Here is a 15,992-nt window from a genome sequence, read left to right on the forward strand (position 1 = left end):
GCGAGGTATCAAGGCTACATTGGACAGTGATGGGCGACTCTGGCGCCTGGGATGGCGCGAGACACCGCTGAATCAGTCCTATACCTTGCACGCCCGTTACCGCCTGCGCCCGGAGTGGGGCTGCGGGGGAAGCCTCGCGGATGTCGTTTCAAGCCTTGGGGCGCACTAGGTTATCCGGCAACAGGAGCGGTAGATGACGGAAGCCCAGCGCAAGACCTTCGAGATCATGGCGAGGCGGTACACCGAGGTGAACACGACCACCCGTGCCGTTGCCCGTGAAGCGCTGGTCCGCGAGGGCATCCGGACGGCCGATGGTCGTCTTGCCCCCGAATACGGTGGCCCGGCGCCGAAGAAGCCGTCGAAGAAGCCAACCGCAGCTCGTAGTTGAGTCGCTACGCCACTTCCTTCGTATTGGGCTACCACGACTGCGATGAGAAGGTGGGCAGGAAGGCCCTTGCAGGTGAGGTGAACCTGCTGCGGAGTGAGAAAGATTATGATTGGCTCGGCCCCGGTGTTTACTTCTGGGAGGGCGATCCCGGACGCGCACTGGAGTGGGCCGAGGACAAGGTCGCCCGTGGCGATTACAAGAAGCCCTTTGTTCTGGGTGCCGTCATCGACCTGGGCAACTGCTTGGACCTTCTGGTCCGCGAGAACCTCAATCTCCTGAGAAACGCCTATGACAGTCTGGTGGCCACGCGGGAGAAGAGCGGGCAGGCGCTGCCTCGTAATAGGGATGTCAGGGGCAGCACGACCAACGACAAGCTGCTCCGCAACCTGGACTGCGCCGTGATCCGCCGCCTCCATGCCATCTTGGAGGAGGATTACGATCTGCCTGCCGGAAGCGAGAAGCCGGGCCCGTTCGACACCGTCCGCGGTCTCCTCACCGAAGGCGAGCCCGTCTACCCGGACGGAGGCTTTTACTTGAAGACCCATACCCAGATTGCCGTCTGCAATTCCGCCTGCATCAAGGGCCTGTTCCTGCCGCGTTGACTGCTACCTTCAAGGTGCGTTCGCCTGAGAGCCGGGCCGAATCGGAATCCGTGGATGACCGAGGGGTGGTGTGGAGGTGCAGTCGCCGCTTGCCAGCCAGACGACCCGCCAATCAGGTCGCGCCAGGCTAGGCCGGATCCTTGCGGTTACCCTTGCTCACGATGAGCATGTCGTTGTCCGGCAATGGTCGCTGCAGCTCGCGGGCGATCCCCCACGGCGCCTGCAGCCAAGTGTCTATCTCGTCCGGTGTCGTCAGCATCACCGGCATCGCCTTGAGGTGGATGGCGCCCTGGGATGTCGCCCAGCAACTCCAGAGGCCACTGCCGGATGCCGACATGCTCATTGTGTCGAGGGGGAACCGGGCGGATCCGGCGCCCGGATAGGCCGCACCGCACGCATCGGTCACCGATGCCTGGGTTCACTGCCCCACGCTGTTGAAGAGGCGCGAGCGAGGAGCACGAGCCGAGTACGAGGTCGTACCCTCCGGAAGCAGAAGGTGGCCCAGACTGGACCATGTGAAGACTTGCCCGTCGCGCACGTGTTCATTGAAAGCGCCAAAGCTGCCCCCCATCTCCATTGCTTGGGCTGAGCCGTTGGAAGGTGTAGATGCTGGACGTGATTGGGTCCCTCATGAAGGGCGAGGACAAGTATCCTCGGGCCTTCGCCGCTGCGAACGAGTTTTGGAGCGAGATCTTCGTGGTGCAGCGGGATGGTGACGACGCCACTTTGCAGGCGGCGATAGACGGCTCGCAGACAAGCTTTGAATGGCGCATGTCAGACGTTGGCGTCTCCCGCCCCTCTGCGAAGTCCATCATGGCCGTGACCGCGATTGGCGCGCTCTATCGGGACGGCTTCGAGGATGAGGAGTTTGCCAAGCGGGTCATTCGTTCCTTCGTGGCGAGCTCGAGGTTAAGCTTGGAGGTGAAGGCGTCCGCTAGGGATACGATGACGATGTACTCGCTTGATTGAGGGTGTGACCCTCGTCATCGGAGCCGAAGGCGCAAGCGTCTCGACTCGTTAGCGGCGGTGAACTTCCACAGCGGCAAAGCGTCCGCTGTCCCGTAGCAAGCTGGCGCCCGGGAAGCCTACCTCGAACGGCGCCATAACGGGGTTGGAGCGGTGCAGCCGGGCCAGATCGCCTCCGGCAACCGCAGCAACTGCGTGAGACCGCTACAGTCCTTCGCCGCCACGCCGAGTGGCACGGCGCCAAACTCGTCCTTTGGCCGCGCCACCCACCGACGGCTCGCCGTGAGGTGGCTCGCCACCATCCACACCGCGGCGGCGAGGGTGGCCGGGACCTCCCGGAGCTCGGCCTGCTTCGTACCTGGCAGGCGGACCAGTCGACCGGCGACGAGATCGTGCAGGACGGGATGGTCACGCCGCCAGACAAGGGCCTCGTCGGAGGTCAGGAAATCAGCGCTCGGGCGAGGCTGCCTTCTGAAGGAAGGCATCCGCACCACCCGCGACGAACCCCTGGCCATGCTGGGCAAGCCAGCGGTTGAAGTCGGCACCTGCCTCGGCCCTGAGCGCCCGCTGTCGGTCCTCGCGCCTATGGACGAGTTCCTCGTCGAGCAAGTTGGCCACGGTGCGTGCGGCGTATGGCCTGCCATCGGGACCATGATGGCCACGCTCGGCCAGCATCTCGGCGACGGCGCCAAGGTCACGGTCCAGGTCTTCGGAGGCGAGGCGCCGGGCCTCGGCTTGGATGGCTGGGTCACTTGGGTAGGGCGGCATGGGCGGTCCTCCTGCGGACCGAGCCTAGCCCCGGTGCCATGAGCCCTGGCAAGCGGCAATGAACCTCCTATGCTGCCCGGACGTTTCGATGCCAGGGGCAAGGGAGCGACCGATGGGGCTGGCAACCTACACACTGAAGATGGCGGCTGTGTCAGCGCTAGCCGCTGCGATTCTGGTCTTCGGCGGTGAGCCAATGCCTGCTGGCTGGCTGGACGGCATCGTGGATCCGGGCGCCACCGTGGGGCAGGCCGCGACCGTGGTGGTGTTCACGGTGGCCGGGTCGGCGGCGACGGCGGGCGGAATAGCCGGGCTGTTGTGGCTCGCCTGGGCGTACTGGCGCGAGTAGCGGGCCGGGCTGCGGCAGCGAAGATGGGACGAGGTGCAGTCACCACATGATTGAGGTGGCGCGTCAGGTTGTCCGGAGAACCTCAGGAACCGGGTTGCCGGTGCCATCTGTGCAACCCAAGGGATCCTGGCCACGTTCTGATGACGGTGCGACTAGGCGCTAAGACAAGAGGTGCCCCTACCTGGATGGTCAGATCCAGGTAGGGGTGCCTTCTTGCGTTCAGTCTGCGGCTACAGTCTGGATTTCAGGCGGGAAGGCCCGCCTTAGGTATTATAAACGGCGCACGCGCTCGCATGGCCATCATCTCCTTGCTCCGGTTGCGACGTGGGAAACGCCGGGCGGCGTCCCGCTGACAGACCGGTACGACTAGGCGACCGGGTCTGTTCCTCGGGCTCGGGGCTCAACAGGAAGTATGTCCCCCTGGAGTCGGAGCCGAATAGGTGGCCATTGCTGGCCAGAATTGATGCCAGTCGATTCATGGGGCGTTGCTCCGCACCCAGGAGACCGTCCGCCAGTACGACCTTGAGGAGCTCCGTCCGGTGTGTCGGGCCGCCTTCTGCAAGGATGGCGGCGACCCGATCTCGCACGCGGCTGTTCTTGCTGTCAGGCTTGCTCTTGGGCGACACCGACGATGGCGGCACAATGTGGTCGCGCCTGCGCTCGAGGTACGCTTGCAGCCGCAATAGGGTGCGGAGCCCCTCCATAACTCGTGCCTGTCGGGCATCCAGGACCGCAATCGCCGCAATGCATGCCACATCGTTACCGTCGTTGCGGATACGTGCCTTCTCAAGCCACGCCGTCGCCTTCGCCCGCGCTGCAGCCAGTTGCTCCATCTCGAGCTCGACCACTTCATAAGCAAACGTCGAGATGCCCTCGGCGAACAGCGGGGGGACGCTGGCGAGCAGGGCGTCGAGTTCATTGGCGATCACGGCGCCGGGTTCAGAGCTGCTTCCCATAACGCAAGGTAAACGGGAGACTCTGGCGCCGGTTGCAGCACGCGCAGGGTGAAACCTGTCGTTTTCCTTGGGCGGAAGGCCAGCGCCGGGTGACTCTGCTTGCGCAGGGTCTCGCCGCGTTTCGGCAAGCAAAAAGGGCGCGAGGATTCCGCGCCCTTTGTCAATGAAAGCAACGGGTTAGGAGAGCGCCAGTCTACTGAATGGCGCCGGAGTCTCCCGTTTGGTGCGCGCTTATAATCAGGCGTCCACCGCCTCCAGGTCCAGGCGCGCGGCATTCTCCTGGATGAAGCGGAAGCGCAGCTCGGGCCTGCGGCCCATCAGGGCCTCGATCAGCTCGGAGGTGGCGGCCCGCTCCTCCGGCGGCAGCACCACCCGCAGAAGGGTCCGCTTGCGCGGATCCATGGTGGTCTCCTTCAGGGAGGCGGGCGGCATCTCGCCCAGGCCCTTGAAGCGGCTCACCTCGACCTTCTGGTTCGGCTTGAACGCCTTCCTGAGCAGCTTCTCGCGCTCCGCGTCATCCATGGCGTAGAGGGTCTTGCCGGCGGTGGCGAGGCGGTAGAGCGGCGGCTGCGCCAGATAGACCCGGCCCTGGCGCACCAGCTCGGGCAGTTCCTTGTAGAAGAAGGTCATCAGAAGGGCGGCGATGTGCGCGCCGTCCACATCGGCGTCGGTCATGATGACGACACGGCCGTAGCGCAGGCGGGCGAGGTCGAAGCGCTCGCCGGCGCCACAGCCCAGCGCCTCGATCAGGTCCTTCAGCTCCTGGTTCTGCCGCAGCTTGTCGGCGCTGGCCGAGGCGACGTTCAGGATCTTGCCGCGCAGGGGCAGCACCGCCTGGGTCTCGCGGTCGCGCGCCTGCTTGGCCGAGCCACCGGCCGAATCGCCCTCGACCAGGAAAAGCTCCGTGCCGTCCGCCGACTCGCGCGAGCAGTCGGCGAGCTTGCCGGGCAGGCGCAGGCGGCGGGTCGCGGTCTTGCGGGGCGTGTCCTTCTGCTCGCGACGACGGATGCGCTCCTCGGCCCGCTCGATGGCGAAGGCGAGGAGATTGCCGGCGGTGGCCGGATCGCCCGCCAGCCAGTGGTCGAAGTGGTCGCGCAGGCCGGCCTCGACCAGCTTCGCCGCCTCGGGCGAGGTCAGCTTGTCCTTGGTCTGGCCCTGGAACTGCGGCTCGCGGATGAAGACCGACAGCATGCCGGCCAGGCCGCCCAGGATATCCTCGGCGGTGACGCTGGCGGCGCGCCGCTCCTTCTTCAGCTCGCCATAGGCGCGGAGCCCCTTCACCAGTGCCGCGCGCAGGCCGGCCTCGTGCGTGCCGCCCTGCGGCGTCGGGATGGTGTTGGCGTAGGTGTGGAGGAAGCCCTCGCCCCGTTCCAGCCAGGTCACCGCCCATTCGGCCCGCCCGGCGCCGCCCGGAAAGCTCGTCTCGCCAGCCCAGGGGGTGGGGATGACGGTGCCGGCGGCCTCGACCGCGGCCGCCAGGAAGTCCGAGAGGCCGCCCGGGAAGTGCAGGATCGCCTGTGACGGGGTGTCGTCCTTCACCAGGGCCGGATCGCAGGACCAGCGGATCTCGACGCCGCGGAAGAGATAGGCCTTCGAGCGGCAGAGGCGGAACAGGCGCGTCGCCGAGAATTGCTGCGCGCCGAAGATCTCCGGATCGGGCCGGAAGCGGATGGTGGTGCCCCGCCGGTTGTGCACCGGCCCGGCGTTCTTCAACGGCCCCAGCGGCTTGCCGCGCGCATAGGCCTGGGTGAAGAGGGTGCGGTCGCGCGCCACCTCCACCTCCAGCCGCTCCGACAGGGCATTGACCACAGAGCTGCCGACGCCGTGCAGCCCGCCGGAGGTGTCATAGGCCTTGCCGGAGAACTTGCCGCCCGAATGCAGGGTGGTGAGAATCACCTCCAGGGCGGAAAGCTTGGGAAACTTCGGATGCGGGTCGGTCGGGATGCCGCGCCCGTTGTCGCGCACGGTGAACAGATTGCCAGCCTCGAGCGTGACCTCGATGCGGTCGGCGTGGCCCGCCACGGCCTCGTCCATGGCGTTGTCGAGCACCTCGGCGGCGAGGTGGTGCAGCGCATTCTCGTCCGTGCCGCCGATATACATGCCCGGCCGGCGCCGCACGGGCTCCAGCCCCTCCAGAACCTCGATGTCCTTGGCCGAGTAGGATGTGCCTGGCTGGGACTTGGCGCCGCGGCCGCCGAAGAGATCGTTCATGTCTTGTTCACACCTTCGCCGGGCAAACTAGCGAAGGGAGGCCGGACCCCGCAACCCCGGCAGGAAAAAGGGGCCGGGGAAATCCCCGGCCCCTCGACGCGTCCGCCCGCGGCGGGGTGCCGCCTTACTTCTCCAGATGCGCTTCCAGCATCCAGAGCTTCTTGTCGATGTCGCGCGACAGGGCGGTCAGGAGATCGGCGGTGTCGGCGTCGCCCGCCTCATCGGTGCTGTCGATCCCCTCGCGGACGGACTTGGCGAAGGCGGCGAAACGGTCGGCCAGCTCCTTCACATGGTCCATCGTGTAGGTGGTCGCCTGCGAATAGGGCTTGAGCCGGCTCTTGTCGCTGATCAGCTGGCTGGTGCCGTCGGGCGTGCCGCCCAGCTGGACGATCCGTTCCGCCACGTCGTCGGCGCCGGCGAAGAGCTCGTTGTAGAAGCCCTCCAGCATGGTGTGCAGACCGATGAAGTTCGGACCCTTCATCGTCCAGTGCGCCATGCGGACGCAGTTGGTCAGGTCGTTCATGTCGACCAGGGTGCCATTTAGGACATTGACGGCGACCTTCTTGGCATTCTCGCCGAGGTCGTTGCGGGTGGCATGCAGGGCCATGAGCGATACTCCTCTTTGAACAATGTAACGCTGAAGCTCAGATGGAGTTGCCTTGCGGCGATGCCAGGGGGGCCATGGCGGGAGGCGCGTGATGATTCGCGGTCAGCGTTCCATCAGGACGCGCACGCAGGCCTCGAAGGCCTCCAGATCGTGCCAGCGGCGCTCCGGCGGCACCGCCCGGGCGAACAGCGCGCCGCCCGCCGCGCGGATGCCGCCATCGATCATCAGATTGTCGTGGCAGCCGAAGTCTTCCAGATGGAGCCCTTCCTCATCGACCCAGCGGCCCGTGGCATCCTGCCGCGCCAGAGGGCCGAGGAAGGCGCGCGTGCGGCACGTGAAGTCCTGCGCGACATTGGCATAGCCATGGACCGGCCGACCGAGGGCGCGCATGAAGCCGAGTTCATAGATCGTCCCGGCATCGGCCGAGGGCCCGCGGAAGGGGGTCAGGTTGGCGATCAGCGCATCGCAAGCACGGATATGCGCCTCGTTGCGCAGATAGATCTCGAGAAACCGCTCGGTCGCGGCATCGGCGGCGGCGTCCTCGACCGGGTCGGTCGGGAAGACGCCCGTCGCGCCATGCTCCGCGCAGATACGCTTCTTCTGCGCCGCCACCAGGGCGGCATCGGGCAGGAAAACGTCGGGGCCGGCGAGATAGATGCGCATGCCGGCACTTTGCCCCGGCCTTCGCCGGCCGGCCAGGGGAGGGATCAAAAAAAGAACATGGCGCCCGCCGGATGGCGGTTTCAGGCGGCCTGGGCCGCTGTGGGAAGGCCCCGGAGATCGGCTACGAAACGGTCGCGCCAGCGCTCCAGGCTGTTCCGCCGCATCACCGCCAGCAGATCGGCATGCCGCTCCCGCCGCTCCCCCAGCGGCATGGCGAGCGCCTGCTCCAGAGCGGCGGCGACGCCCGCCTCGTCATGCGGATTGACCAGCAGGGCCGAGGCCATCTCGCAGGCCGCGCCGGCGAACTGCGAGAGGACCAGCACGCCGGGGTCCTCCGGGTCCTGCGCCGCGACATACTCCTTGGCCACGAGGTTCATGCCATCGCGCAGCGGCGTCACCAGTCCGACCCGCGCGGCGGCGTAGAGCGGCATTAGCGCGTTGCGCGGGAAGCTCCGGTTCAGATAGCGCAGCGGCGTCCAGTCCAGCTCGGCGAAGCGCCCGTTGATGCGCCCGGCCTCGCCCTCCAGCTCGCGGCGGATCACCTGGTAGGCCTCGACATCGGCGCGCGAGGGCGGGGCGATCTGCAGGAACTCGACGCGGCGGTGCCAGTCCGGGTGCTCGGCGAGGAAGCGCTCATAGGCACGGAAGCGCTGCCGCAGCCCCTTCGAGTAATCCAGGCGGTCGACGCTCATCACCAGGGAGCGCCCGGCCAGGCTGGCGCGCAGCGCCGGCAGCCGTTCCGCCCCGGCGGTGCGCGCCTCGGCGCGCAGCGCCTCCACCTGCACGCCGATCGGATAGACGCCGGTCCGCAGGCTCCGCTCCCGGACGCGGAACACCCCGCCCGGCAGCTCCTCTCCCCCCATCTCCCGGCGGACGTAATCGCCGAAGGCCTGGCGGTCGCGCTCCGTCTGGAAACCGATCAGGTCATAATGCGTCATGGCGCGGAGCAGCTCGGCATGGGCCGGCACCGCCATCAGCACGGAGGGAGCCGGCCAGGGCGTGTGCAGGAACAGGCCGATGCGGTTCGTGACGCCCAGCGCGCGCAGCGCCTCGGCCAGGCCGAGCAGGTGGTAGTCATGCGCCCAGATCACGTCCTCCGGGCCGATGAGATCGGCGAGATGACGGGCGAAATGCGCGTTGACCCGGCGATAGCCGGCGAACTCCCCGCGATCGAAGCGGGACAGCGCCGTCTGGTCGTGCAGGATCGGCCAGAGCGTGCCATTGGCGAAGCCGCGATAGTAGTCATCGTAGTCGCGGCGCGTCAGGTCGGTGGTGTAGAGCGTCACCGGCCCGCTGCGGGCGATGGCCGGGGGCAGGCCGGGGGGCAGGGTGCCCGGCGGCACCACGTCCGGCACCGTGTTGCCGGACCAGCCGAACCACAAGCCGCCGCTGTGGCGCAGCGCGTCCATCACGCCGGCGGCGAGGCCGCCCGCGGTGGCTTCGCCCTCGGTGATCGGGGCGACACGGTTGGAAACCACGACCAGTCGCGACATGCGCGTGCCTCGTCCCTCAGACCGCGGGCAGCTCCGGCAGGAGGCCGGCCTGCTGCCGCCGCAGCAATTCCTGATAGGGACCGGGCCGGCCGGCCAGCTCCTGGGGAGCGCCGTCCTGCTCGATCCTGCCGGCATTCATCACGATGATTCTGTCGAAATTTTGCAGGGTCGAGAGGCGGTGGGCGACGGCGATGACGGTCCGGCCCCGCATCAGCCGGTCCAGAGCCGCCTGGACGGCCCGCTCGGATTCGCTGTCCAGCGCGCTGGTCGCCTCGTCGAGCAGCAGGATCGGCGCGTCCTTCAGCAGCGCCCGGGCGATGGCCAGGCGCTGGCGCTGCCCGCCCGACAGCCGGACGCCGCGATTGCCGACCAGCGTGTCGAAGCCCTGCGGCAGCGCCTCGATGAAGCCGAGGCATTGCGCCGCCTCGGCCGCCTGCCGCACCGCCACCTCGTCCGCGCCAGGCCGGCCATAGCGGATGTTCTCCAGCACCGAGCGGTGGAACAGCGCCGTGTCCTGCGGCACCACCGCCAGGGCGGCGTGCAGGCTGTCCAGCGTCACACCGCGCAGATCCTGCCCGTCGATCATGACACGGCCCGCGGCCGGGTCGTGGAAGCGTTGCAGCAGGGCGAGCAGGGTGGACTTGCCCGCGCCCGAATGGCCCACCAGCCCGACGCGCTGCCCGGCGGGGATGGCGAGGCTGAGCCCGTCCAGCACGGCGGGCCGCCCGGGATAGGCGAAGCGCACCGCCTCGAAGGCGACCGCGCCAGGGACCGCGCCAGGGAGGGCATCCGGGAGAGCGGGACGGCGCAGCGGCACCGCGTCCGGCCGCTCGGCCAGGGCATGCGGGATCAGCAGCGTCTCGGTGGCCTCGGCCAGCCGCGCCATCTGCTGGGTGAGATCGACCGCCGCCACGGCGATGTCGCGCGTGCCGTTGAGGATGGTCAGCGACAGGGTGGCGAGCAGCGCGACGTCGCCGATGCTGGCGCGGCCCTGCTGCCAGAGGGCGAGCGCGGCGGCGAGCACGGCGGCGGTCAGCAGGGCGGTGAGCAGCGCATGAACCAGCCGCAGCCTCTCCATGTTGTAGAGGCTGGCCCGGTGCGCGGCGATCTCGGCGCCGATGAAGCCGGTCAGGCGCGCCTTCTCCCGCCCCAGCGCGCCGAAGGCGCGCACGGTGCCGATGTTGCCCACGACATCCACGAGTTCCCCGTCCACCATGGCGCTGCGCGAGGCGAGGCGGCGGTGCAGCGGCATGCCACGCCGCGCCAGGCGGTACATCAGCGCGGCGATCAGCCCGGCCAGCAGCCCGAGGGCGAGGGCCAGGGGCGGATGGACCGTCGCGGTGAAGCCGATGGCGATGAGAATCGCGCCGAGCGGTGGAACCACGTTCCAGGCCAGGGTGTTCTCCACCGTGAAGGCGGCCTGGGCGGTGGCGGAGACGCGCGCCGCCAGGGCGCCGGGAAGCCGGTCGGCGAAGTAGCCGGGGTCCTGGCCGGCCAGATGGCCGAACAGGTCACGGCGGATATCGCCGCCGACGGCGGTGAAGCTGCGCGCGGCCGCCCAGCCGGCCAGGCGCCAGAGCAGGCTGTCGGCCAGGATCAGGGCGCAGAGGAACAGGAAGGCGGGCCAGATTCCATCCAGGGACCCGACGGGCCCGGCGGCCAGCCGGTCGATGAGGTGCTTGAGCCCATACTGCGTCGAAACCGCGCAGAGGATGGCGGCCAGGACCGTCCCGAACACCAGGGCATGTCCCGCCTTCCGGCGGGCCACATAGTCGAGGAGGAAGGCCGTGGCCGAGCGCCGCAGGGGTGGGATCGCAGTCAAGACAGCCCACTTTTCGCCATATTGGATTTGTAGTTTACCGGCTGAGTACAGGTAGTCTCCCGTTCGGTCAAGTCAAACGGCGCCTGTTTCAAGTAACGGTAGTCTCCGTGCTGAGAAAAAGGGATCGCTAGATGCGTATCGCTCAAATCGCGCCGCTGTTCGAGGCCGTTCCGCCCAAGTTGTACGGCGGCACCGAGCGGGTGGTGTCCTCGCTGACGGAAGAGTTGGTGGCCATGGGCCACGACGTCACCCTCTTCGCCAGCGGGGATTCCGTGACGGCGGCCAAGCTCGCCGCCATGCGCGGCGAGGCGCTGCGTCTCGACCCGACGGTGAAGGACTGGGTGGCGCATTACATGCGCATGGTCGAGCAGGTGGCGCAGCGCGCCGGCGAGTTCGACGTCATCCACTCCCATATCGACTACTTCCCGCTGGGCCTGCTCGACCGTCAGCGCACGCCCTTCCTGACGACGCTGCACGGCCGGCTCGATCTGCCCGAGTTCAAGATGATCTACGAGACCTACGGCCACACGCCCTATGTCTCCATCTCCGATCACCAGCGCCTGCCGATCCCCGATCTGAACTGGGTGCGCACCGTGCTGCACGGCATGCCGAAGGACCGACTGACGCCGCAGCCGGTCGACCAGAGCTACTTCGCCTTTCTCGGCCGCGTCTCGCCGGAGAAGGGGCTGGACAAGGCCATCCGCATCGCCGCCCGCGCCGGGGTGACGCTGAAGGTCGCCGCCAAGATCGACAGCGCCGACCGTGCCTATTACGAGCGCGAGATCGCGCCGCTGCTGGGCCAGGGCCATGTCGAGTTCATCGGCGAGATCAGCGACTGCCAGAAGCCCGATTTCCTCTCCGGCGCCCATGCCCTGCTGTTCCCGATCGACTGGCCGGAGCCCTTCGGGCTGGTGATGATCGAGGCCATGGCCTGCGGCACGCCGGTCATCGCCATGCGTCGGGGCTCGGTGCCCGAGGTGATGGAGGACGGGCTGACCGGCTTCATCGTCGAGAACGAGGACGAGGCGGTGGCGGCGGTCGCCCGCATCCCCTCGCTGGACCGCGGCCAGGTGCGGGCCCGCTTCGAGCAGCGCTTCACCGCCCGCCGCATGGCCGAGGACTATGTCTCCGTCTATGAGGAGTTGATCGAGGCCAGCCGCAAGCCGAGGCTGCGCGCCATCGGCGCCTGAGCCGCCCCTCCAAGGGGGGAGGAAGGGGCCAGGCTTGACCGTCCGGTGTGCGGCGCAGCATACCGGGCGGCCCGACCTTCGGATGTTGGATACCCTCATGACCCCTTGCCTGAGCCGCGTGCCCCGTGCCGCCTCGGCCCCGCGCTGAGGCGCCGTCCTCTTGAGACAGGGCGGTCTCCCCAGCCTTCGCGGTCTTCCCCTGGCGGGGCAGTGGGCCGTGCTGCTCCTGGTCTCGGTGCCGGTGGTGCTGATGCTGGAGCTGCTGGGGCTGCCGGCCGCGATGCTGCTGGGCTGCATGGGCGCTGCCATCCTGGTCGCCATGGGGGATACCGGGCTGCGCCTCGGCCCCTGGCCCTTCGCCCTGGCCCAGGGGGTGATCGGCTGCCTGATCGCCCGTGCCATCACGCCGGACATCCTGAGGGAGATCGCGGCCGACTGGCCGGTTTTCCTGCTGGGCGTGTTCTCGGCCATCGGCGCCAGCAGCTTCCTCGGCTGGCTCCTGGCGCGGCGGCAGGTCCTGCCGGGCACCGCCGCCGTCTGGGGTTCGGCGCCCGGCGCGGCCTCCGCCATGATGGTGATGGCGGAGGCGCATGGCGCCGATGTCCGCCTGGTGGCGGTGATGATCTATCTGCGGGTCGTGCTGGTCGCTCTGGCGGCCACCCTGGTGGCGCGGTTCTGGGCCCTGCCGGTGCCCGATGTGGCGGCGGTGCCCTGGTTCCCCGCGGTCGACCCGGCGGACCTCGCCGCCGTCCTGGCGGTCGGGCTGGGCAGCGCCGCGCTGGGGAAGGTGCTGCCGATTCCCGCCGGCCCGGTGCTGCTGCCGATGGCGCTGGCGGCGGCGCTGCAATCGGCCGGGATGCTGACCATCGTCCTGCCCCCCTGGCTGCTGGCGATCAGCTATGCCGCCATCGGCTGGAGCATCGGGCTGCGCTTCACCCGGCAGATCCTGCTGCATGTCGCGCGGGCCCTGCCGCGCATCGCAGCGTCCATGCTGGCGCTCATCGCCTTCTGCGGCGCCTTCGGCCTGCTGCTCAGCGCCGTCATGGGGATCGACCCGCTCACCGCCTATCTCGCCACCAGCCCGGGCGGACTGGATTCGGTGGCCATCATCGCCGCCGCCAGCGGCGCCGACCTCGCCTTCGTCATGGCGATGCAGACAGCCCGCTTCCTCATCGTCATGCTGGTCAGCCCGGCCATCGCGCGCTTCGTCGCCGCGCGCCTGCCGGCGGCGACGAAGCGCGGGCCCTGAGAGGCGGCGCGCCGGGGGGCGGCTTCAGCCCTTGCCGGCCTTCCTCTCCTGCCACTGGGCAAAGCTGACGCGCGGGATATCGATCCTGTCGGTGGTGCGGGCATACCAGCCACGGCCATGCATGCGGCCCAGCAGCTCCAGCTTCGGCGTGTCGATATAGTACTTCTCGGGGTTGGAGACGCAGTCGTCCCGCACATGCAGCGCCCGCACCCGGCCGAGGATCAGCCGGTGATGGCCGACCGGGACGATCTGGAAGGTCTCGCATTCCATCGCCACGGGACTTTCGCCGATGCGCGGCGGCGCCACTCGCGTGCTCGGCACGGCGGTGAGGCCGACCTCGGCCAGCTCGTCCAGCTCGGGCGGGAAATCGGCGGCCGTCGCGCTCATCGCCTCGCCCATCGCCTCGTTCACCAGGCAGACCACGAACTGGCCGGTCGCCTCGATATTGCTCAGCGTGTCCTTGGCCGCCGGCCCGTCGGGGCGCGGGCCGCAGGAGAAGCCGACCACCGGCGGATCGTCGCCGAAGGCGTTGAAGAAGGAGAAGGGGGCGGCGTTCACCACCCCGGCCTTGTCCTGGCTGACGACCCAGGCGATCGGGCGCGGTACCACGGTCGAGACCATGAGCTTGTAGGCCTCGCGGGTCGGGATCCTGTCGAAGTCGAAGAGCATGCGGGCGTCCTGTTCAGGGAGGGGAGGGGGCCGTCAGGCGGGGTGCAGCGGCGCCGCGCCGCGCCGCAGCACGGCGTCCAGATTGTCGAGGCAGCGGAAGCCCATGGCGTCACGGGTCTCGATGGTGGCGCTGCCCAGATGCGGCAGCAGCACCAGGTTGGGCGTGGTGTGGTAGCCCTCGAAGATGTGCGGCTCGCCGGCGAAGACATCGAGCCCGGCGGCGCGCAGATGCCCCGCTTCCAGCGCGGCGCAGAGGGCGGCGTCATCGACGGTGGTGCCACGGCCGGTGTTCACCACGATGGCGCCGCGCTTCAGCCGTGCGATGCGTTCCGCGTTCAGCCAGTGCCGCGTCGCAGCGCCGCCCGGGATGTGCATCGACAGCACGTCGATGGCGCCGAGGAAGCCCTCGTCGCTGTCGTGATAGACCGCGCCCTGCTCCTCCTGCGGGGAGAGGCGCCTGCGGTTGCGGTAGTGCACCGCCATGCCGAAGCCGCGCGCCATCCGGGCCAGGGCCTGGCCGATGCGCCCCATGCCGAGGATGCCGAGCGTCTTGCCCTCCAGCGTCACGCCCATGAGCTGCGTCGGCGCCCAGCCCGTCCATTCCCGCGCGCGCAGCATCCGTTCCGCTTCGCCGCCGCGCCGGGCGGCGGTCAGGATCAGCAGCATGGCGATCTCGGCGGTGGCGACGCTCAGCACGTCCGGCGTGTTGGTGACATGGATGCCGCGCGCCTTCGCCGCCGCCAGGTCGATATGGTCGGTGCCGACACTGAAGGTGGCGATGATCCTGACGCTGTCCGGCAGCGCCTGGATGGTCTCGGCCGAGAGCGGGTCGCCGGCGGCGCAGAGGATGCCCTCCGCCGCGCCGTCACGCGCCGCGGCCAGGATGGCGGGGCCGTCCATCACCGTGTCGGCCGGATTGGGGATGGTGGTGTAGTCGCGCTGGGCACGGGCCTCGACGGCCTCGGGGAAGCGCCGGGTCAGAAGCAGGACGGGCTTGCTCATGCGGGGTCAGCTCCAGAGCGGGTCGATGGCGGGATGGTCGGCGAGCACGGCGGCGATGTTGTCGAGGCAGCGGAAACCCATGGCGTCTCGCGTCTCCACCGTGCCGCTGCCGATATGCGGCGCCAGCGCGACATTGGGCAGGTCGATGAAGCGCCGGTCGAAGCGCGGCTCGCCCTCGAAGACATCGAGCCCGGCGGCGGCGAGGCGGCCCTCGCGCAGCGCCTCGATCAGCGCCGCCTCCTCGATCAGCCCGCCACGCGCGGCATTCACCACGATGGCGCCGGGTGGCAGCAGGGCGAGGGTCTCCCGGTTCAGGAGATGCCGGGTCGAGGGGAGCAGCGGGCAGTGCAGCGAGACGAACTGGCTGCGGCGCAGCAGCTCGGCGAGGTCGGGCACGTGATGCGCCCCCTCCTCCAGCGCCGGGGGCAGGGGGGCGACGTCATGATAGAGCACGCGCATGTCGAAGCCGCGCGCCCGCCGCGCCACGGCCCGGCCGATGCGCCCCATGCCGATGATGCCGAGCGTCTTGCCCCAGACGCGGGTGCCCAGGAAGTCGCCCATCGAGCGGGGGCCCCAGGCGTCCTGCCGCATCATCCGGTCGGCCTCGGGCAGGCGGCGGGCGGCGGCGAGCAGCAGGGAGAAGGCGAGGTCGGCGGTGCAGCCGGTCAGCACGTCGGGGGTGTTGGTGACGACGAGGCCGCGCGCCTTCGCCGCCACCACGTCGACATGGTCGAAGCCGACCGAGCAGGTGGCGGCGACCCGCACGCTGTCGGGCAGGGCGGCGATATAGGCGGCGTCCAGCGCGAAGCCGGAGCTGAACAGCAGCGCCTCCGCGCCCCGGCCGGCGAGCAGCTCCAGCGACTCCTCCCGCCCGATGTCGCGATCGTCGAACAGCACGGCGTCGTATTCCGCGCGTGCCCTGGCGGCCACGGCGGGCGGCAGGCGGCGGACGCAGACCAGCCGGTGTCGCGGCATGGCGGTGGCTCCCATGGTCTCTCTTTCCTCCCGAGGCTTGTCGTCCAGCTTACCCGCCGGCCGGCATCTGGCCAGAGGCGTTGGG

The 15,992-nt window shown here is 69.1% G+C and carries 17 protein-coding genes; 6 read left to right on the top strand and 11 right to left on the bottom strand.

What is annotated here, in order from left to right:
* Window positions 1-193: 193 nt before the first annotated feature.
* A complete protein-coding gene (locus ACF3NH_RS14705; protein ID WP_141563147.1) occupies window positions 194-388 on the top strand; it encodes a hypothetical protein in 195 nt (64 codons plus the stop codon).
* Window positions 385-990 (top strand): hypothetical protein, encoded by a 606-nt coding sequence (locus tag ACF3NH_RS14710; RefSeq protein WP_099095913.1) that lies wholly within the window; start codon window positions 385-387, stop codon window positions 988-990. The genes ACF3NH_RS14705 and ACF3NH_RS14710 overlap by 4 nt, the downstream gene beginning before the upstream one ends.
* Window positions 991-1,117: 127 nt before the next feature.
* Here the strand turns inward: ACF3NH_RS14710 and ACF3NH_RS14715 are convergent, their stop codons facing one another.
* Entirely contained in the window at window positions 1,118-1,396 is a 279-nt protein-coding gene (locus ACF3NH_RS14715) for an SOS response-associated peptidase (RefSeq protein WP_232477424.1), read from the bottom strand.
* A 200-nt stretch (window positions 1,397-1,596) separates the two neighbouring features.
* Here ACF3NH_RS14715 and ACF3NH_RS14720 point away from each other — a divergent pair, with 200 nt between their 5' ends.
* Window positions 1,597-1,959, top strand: a complete 363-nt coding sequence (locus ACF3NH_RS14720; RefSeq protein ID WP_099095914.1) for a hypothetical protein — start codon at window positions 1,597-1,599, stop codon at window positions 1,957-1,959.
* A gap of 444 nt (window positions 1,960-2,403) precedes the next feature.
* Here ACF3NH_RS14720 and ACF3NH_RS14725 read toward each other — a convergent pair whose 3' ends face one another.
* Entirely contained in the window at window positions 2,404-2,724 is a 321-nt protein-coding gene (locus tag ACF3NH_RS14725) for a hypothetical protein (RefSeq protein WP_141563148.1), read from the bottom strand.
* Window positions 2,725-2,836: 112 nt separating this feature from the next.
* Here ACF3NH_RS14725 and ACF3NH_RS14730 point away from each other — a divergent pair, with 112 nt between their 5' ends.
* The gene (locus ACF3NH_RS14730; protein ID WP_099095917.1) at window positions 2,837-3,070 is read left to right on the top strand and encodes a hypothetical protein; all 234 of its coding nucleotides are present in this window, start codon (window positions 2,837-2,839) and stop codon (window positions 3,068-3,070) included.
* Between the two features lie 263 nt (window positions 3,071-3,333).
* On the opposite strand, the gene ACF3NH_RS14735 is transcribed toward ACF3NH_RS14730, so the two are convergent.
* The 6 genes from ACF3NH_RS14735 to ACF3NH_RS14760 form a co-directional block, all read right to left on the bottom strand.
* On the bottom strand, window positions 3,334-3,999 hold the full coding sequence (locus ACF3NH_RS14735) for a hypothetical protein (protein WP_099095918.1): 666 nt from the start codon (window positions 3,997-3,999) through the stop codon (window positions 3,334-3,336).
* Window positions 4,000-4,263: 264 nt separating this feature from the next.
* Window positions 4,264-6,237 (bottom strand): DNA topoisomerase IV subunit B, encoded by a 1,974-nt coding sequence (parE, locus tag ACF3NH_RS14740; RefSeq protein ID WP_422923765.1) that lies wholly within the window; start codon window positions 6,235-6,237, stop codon window positions 4,264-4,266.
* Window positions 6,238-6,361: 124 nt separating this feature from the next.
* Window positions 6,362-6,844: a DNA starvation/stationary phase protection protein Dps gene (dps, locus tag ACF3NH_RS14745; protein WP_198368005.1), complete on the bottom strand. Its 483-nt coding sequence runs from the start codon at window positions 6,842-6,844 to the stop codon at window positions 6,362-6,364.
* Window positions 6,845-6,946: 102 nt separating this feature from the next.
* Complete coding sequence (locus ACF3NH_RS14750) at window positions 6,947-7,507, bottom strand: nucleoside 2-deoxyribosyltransferase (protein ID WP_422923767.1); 561 nt, start codon at window positions 7,505-7,507, stop codon at window positions 6,947-6,949.
* Window positions 7,508-7,587: 80 nt separating this feature from the next.
* Window positions 7,588-9,000, bottom strand: a complete 1,413-nt coding sequence (locus tag ACF3NH_RS14755; protein ID WP_422923769.1) for an alpha,alpha-trehalose-phosphate synthase (UDP-forming) — start codon at window positions 8,998-9,000, stop codon at window positions 7,588-7,590.
* A gap of 16 nt (window positions 9,001-9,016) precedes the next feature.
* Window positions 9,017-10,822: an ABC transporter ATP-binding protein gene (locus ACF3NH_RS14760; protein WP_422923771.1), complete on the bottom strand. Its 1,806-nt coding sequence runs from the start codon at window positions 10,820-10,822 to the stop codon at window positions 9,017-9,019.
* 131 nt (window positions 10,823-10,953) lie between these two features.
* Between ACF3NH_RS14760 and ACF3NH_RS14765 the strand changes: the two genes are divergently transcribed.
* Window positions 10,954-12,012, top strand: coding sequence for a glycosyltransferase family 4 protein (locus ACF3NH_RS14765; protein ID WP_198368002.1), 1,059 nt, complete (start codon window positions 10,954-10,956; stop codon window positions 12,010-12,012).
* Between the two features lie 217 nt (window positions 12,013-12,229).
* Window positions 12,230-13,261, top strand: coding sequence for an AbrB family transcriptional regulator (locus ACF3NH_RS14770; protein WP_370592081.1), 1,032 nt, complete (start codon window positions 12,230-12,232; stop codon window positions 13,259-13,261).
* Window positions 13,262-13,285: 24 nt separating this feature from the next.
* Here ACF3NH_RS14770 and ACF3NH_RS14775 read toward each other — a convergent pair whose 3' ends face one another.
* Genes ACF3NH_RS14775 through ACF3NH_RS14785 form a run of 3 tightly spaced genes read right to left on the bottom strand, consistent with a single transcriptional unit; the run spans window position 13,286 to window position 15,922 of the window.
* Entirely contained in the window at window positions 13,286-13,930 is a 645-nt protein-coding gene (locus tag ACF3NH_RS14775) for a flavin reductase family protein (RefSeq protein WP_422923774.1), read from the bottom strand.
* 33 nt (window positions 13,931-13,963) lie between these two features.
* A complete protein-coding gene (locus ACF3NH_RS14780) occupies window positions 13,964-14,932 on the bottom strand; it encodes a 2-hydroxyacid dehydrogenase (RefSeq protein ID WP_198368000.1) in 969 nt (322 codons plus the stop codon).
* Between the two features lie 6 nt (window positions 14,933-14,938).
* The gene (locus ACF3NH_RS14785) at window positions 14,939-15,922 is read right to left on the bottom strand and encodes a 2-hydroxyacid dehydrogenase (RefSeq protein WP_422923776.1); all 984 of its coding nucleotides are present in this window, start codon (window positions 15,920-15,922) and stop codon (window positions 14,939-14,941) included.
* Between the last annotated feature and the right edge of the window lie 70 nt (window positions 15,923-15,992).

The organism is Pseudoroseomonas sp. WGS1072 (assembly GCF_049340465.1).
Lineage (GTDB): Bacteria > Pseudomonadota > Alphaproteobacteria > Acetobacterales > Acetobacteraceae > Pseudoroseomonas.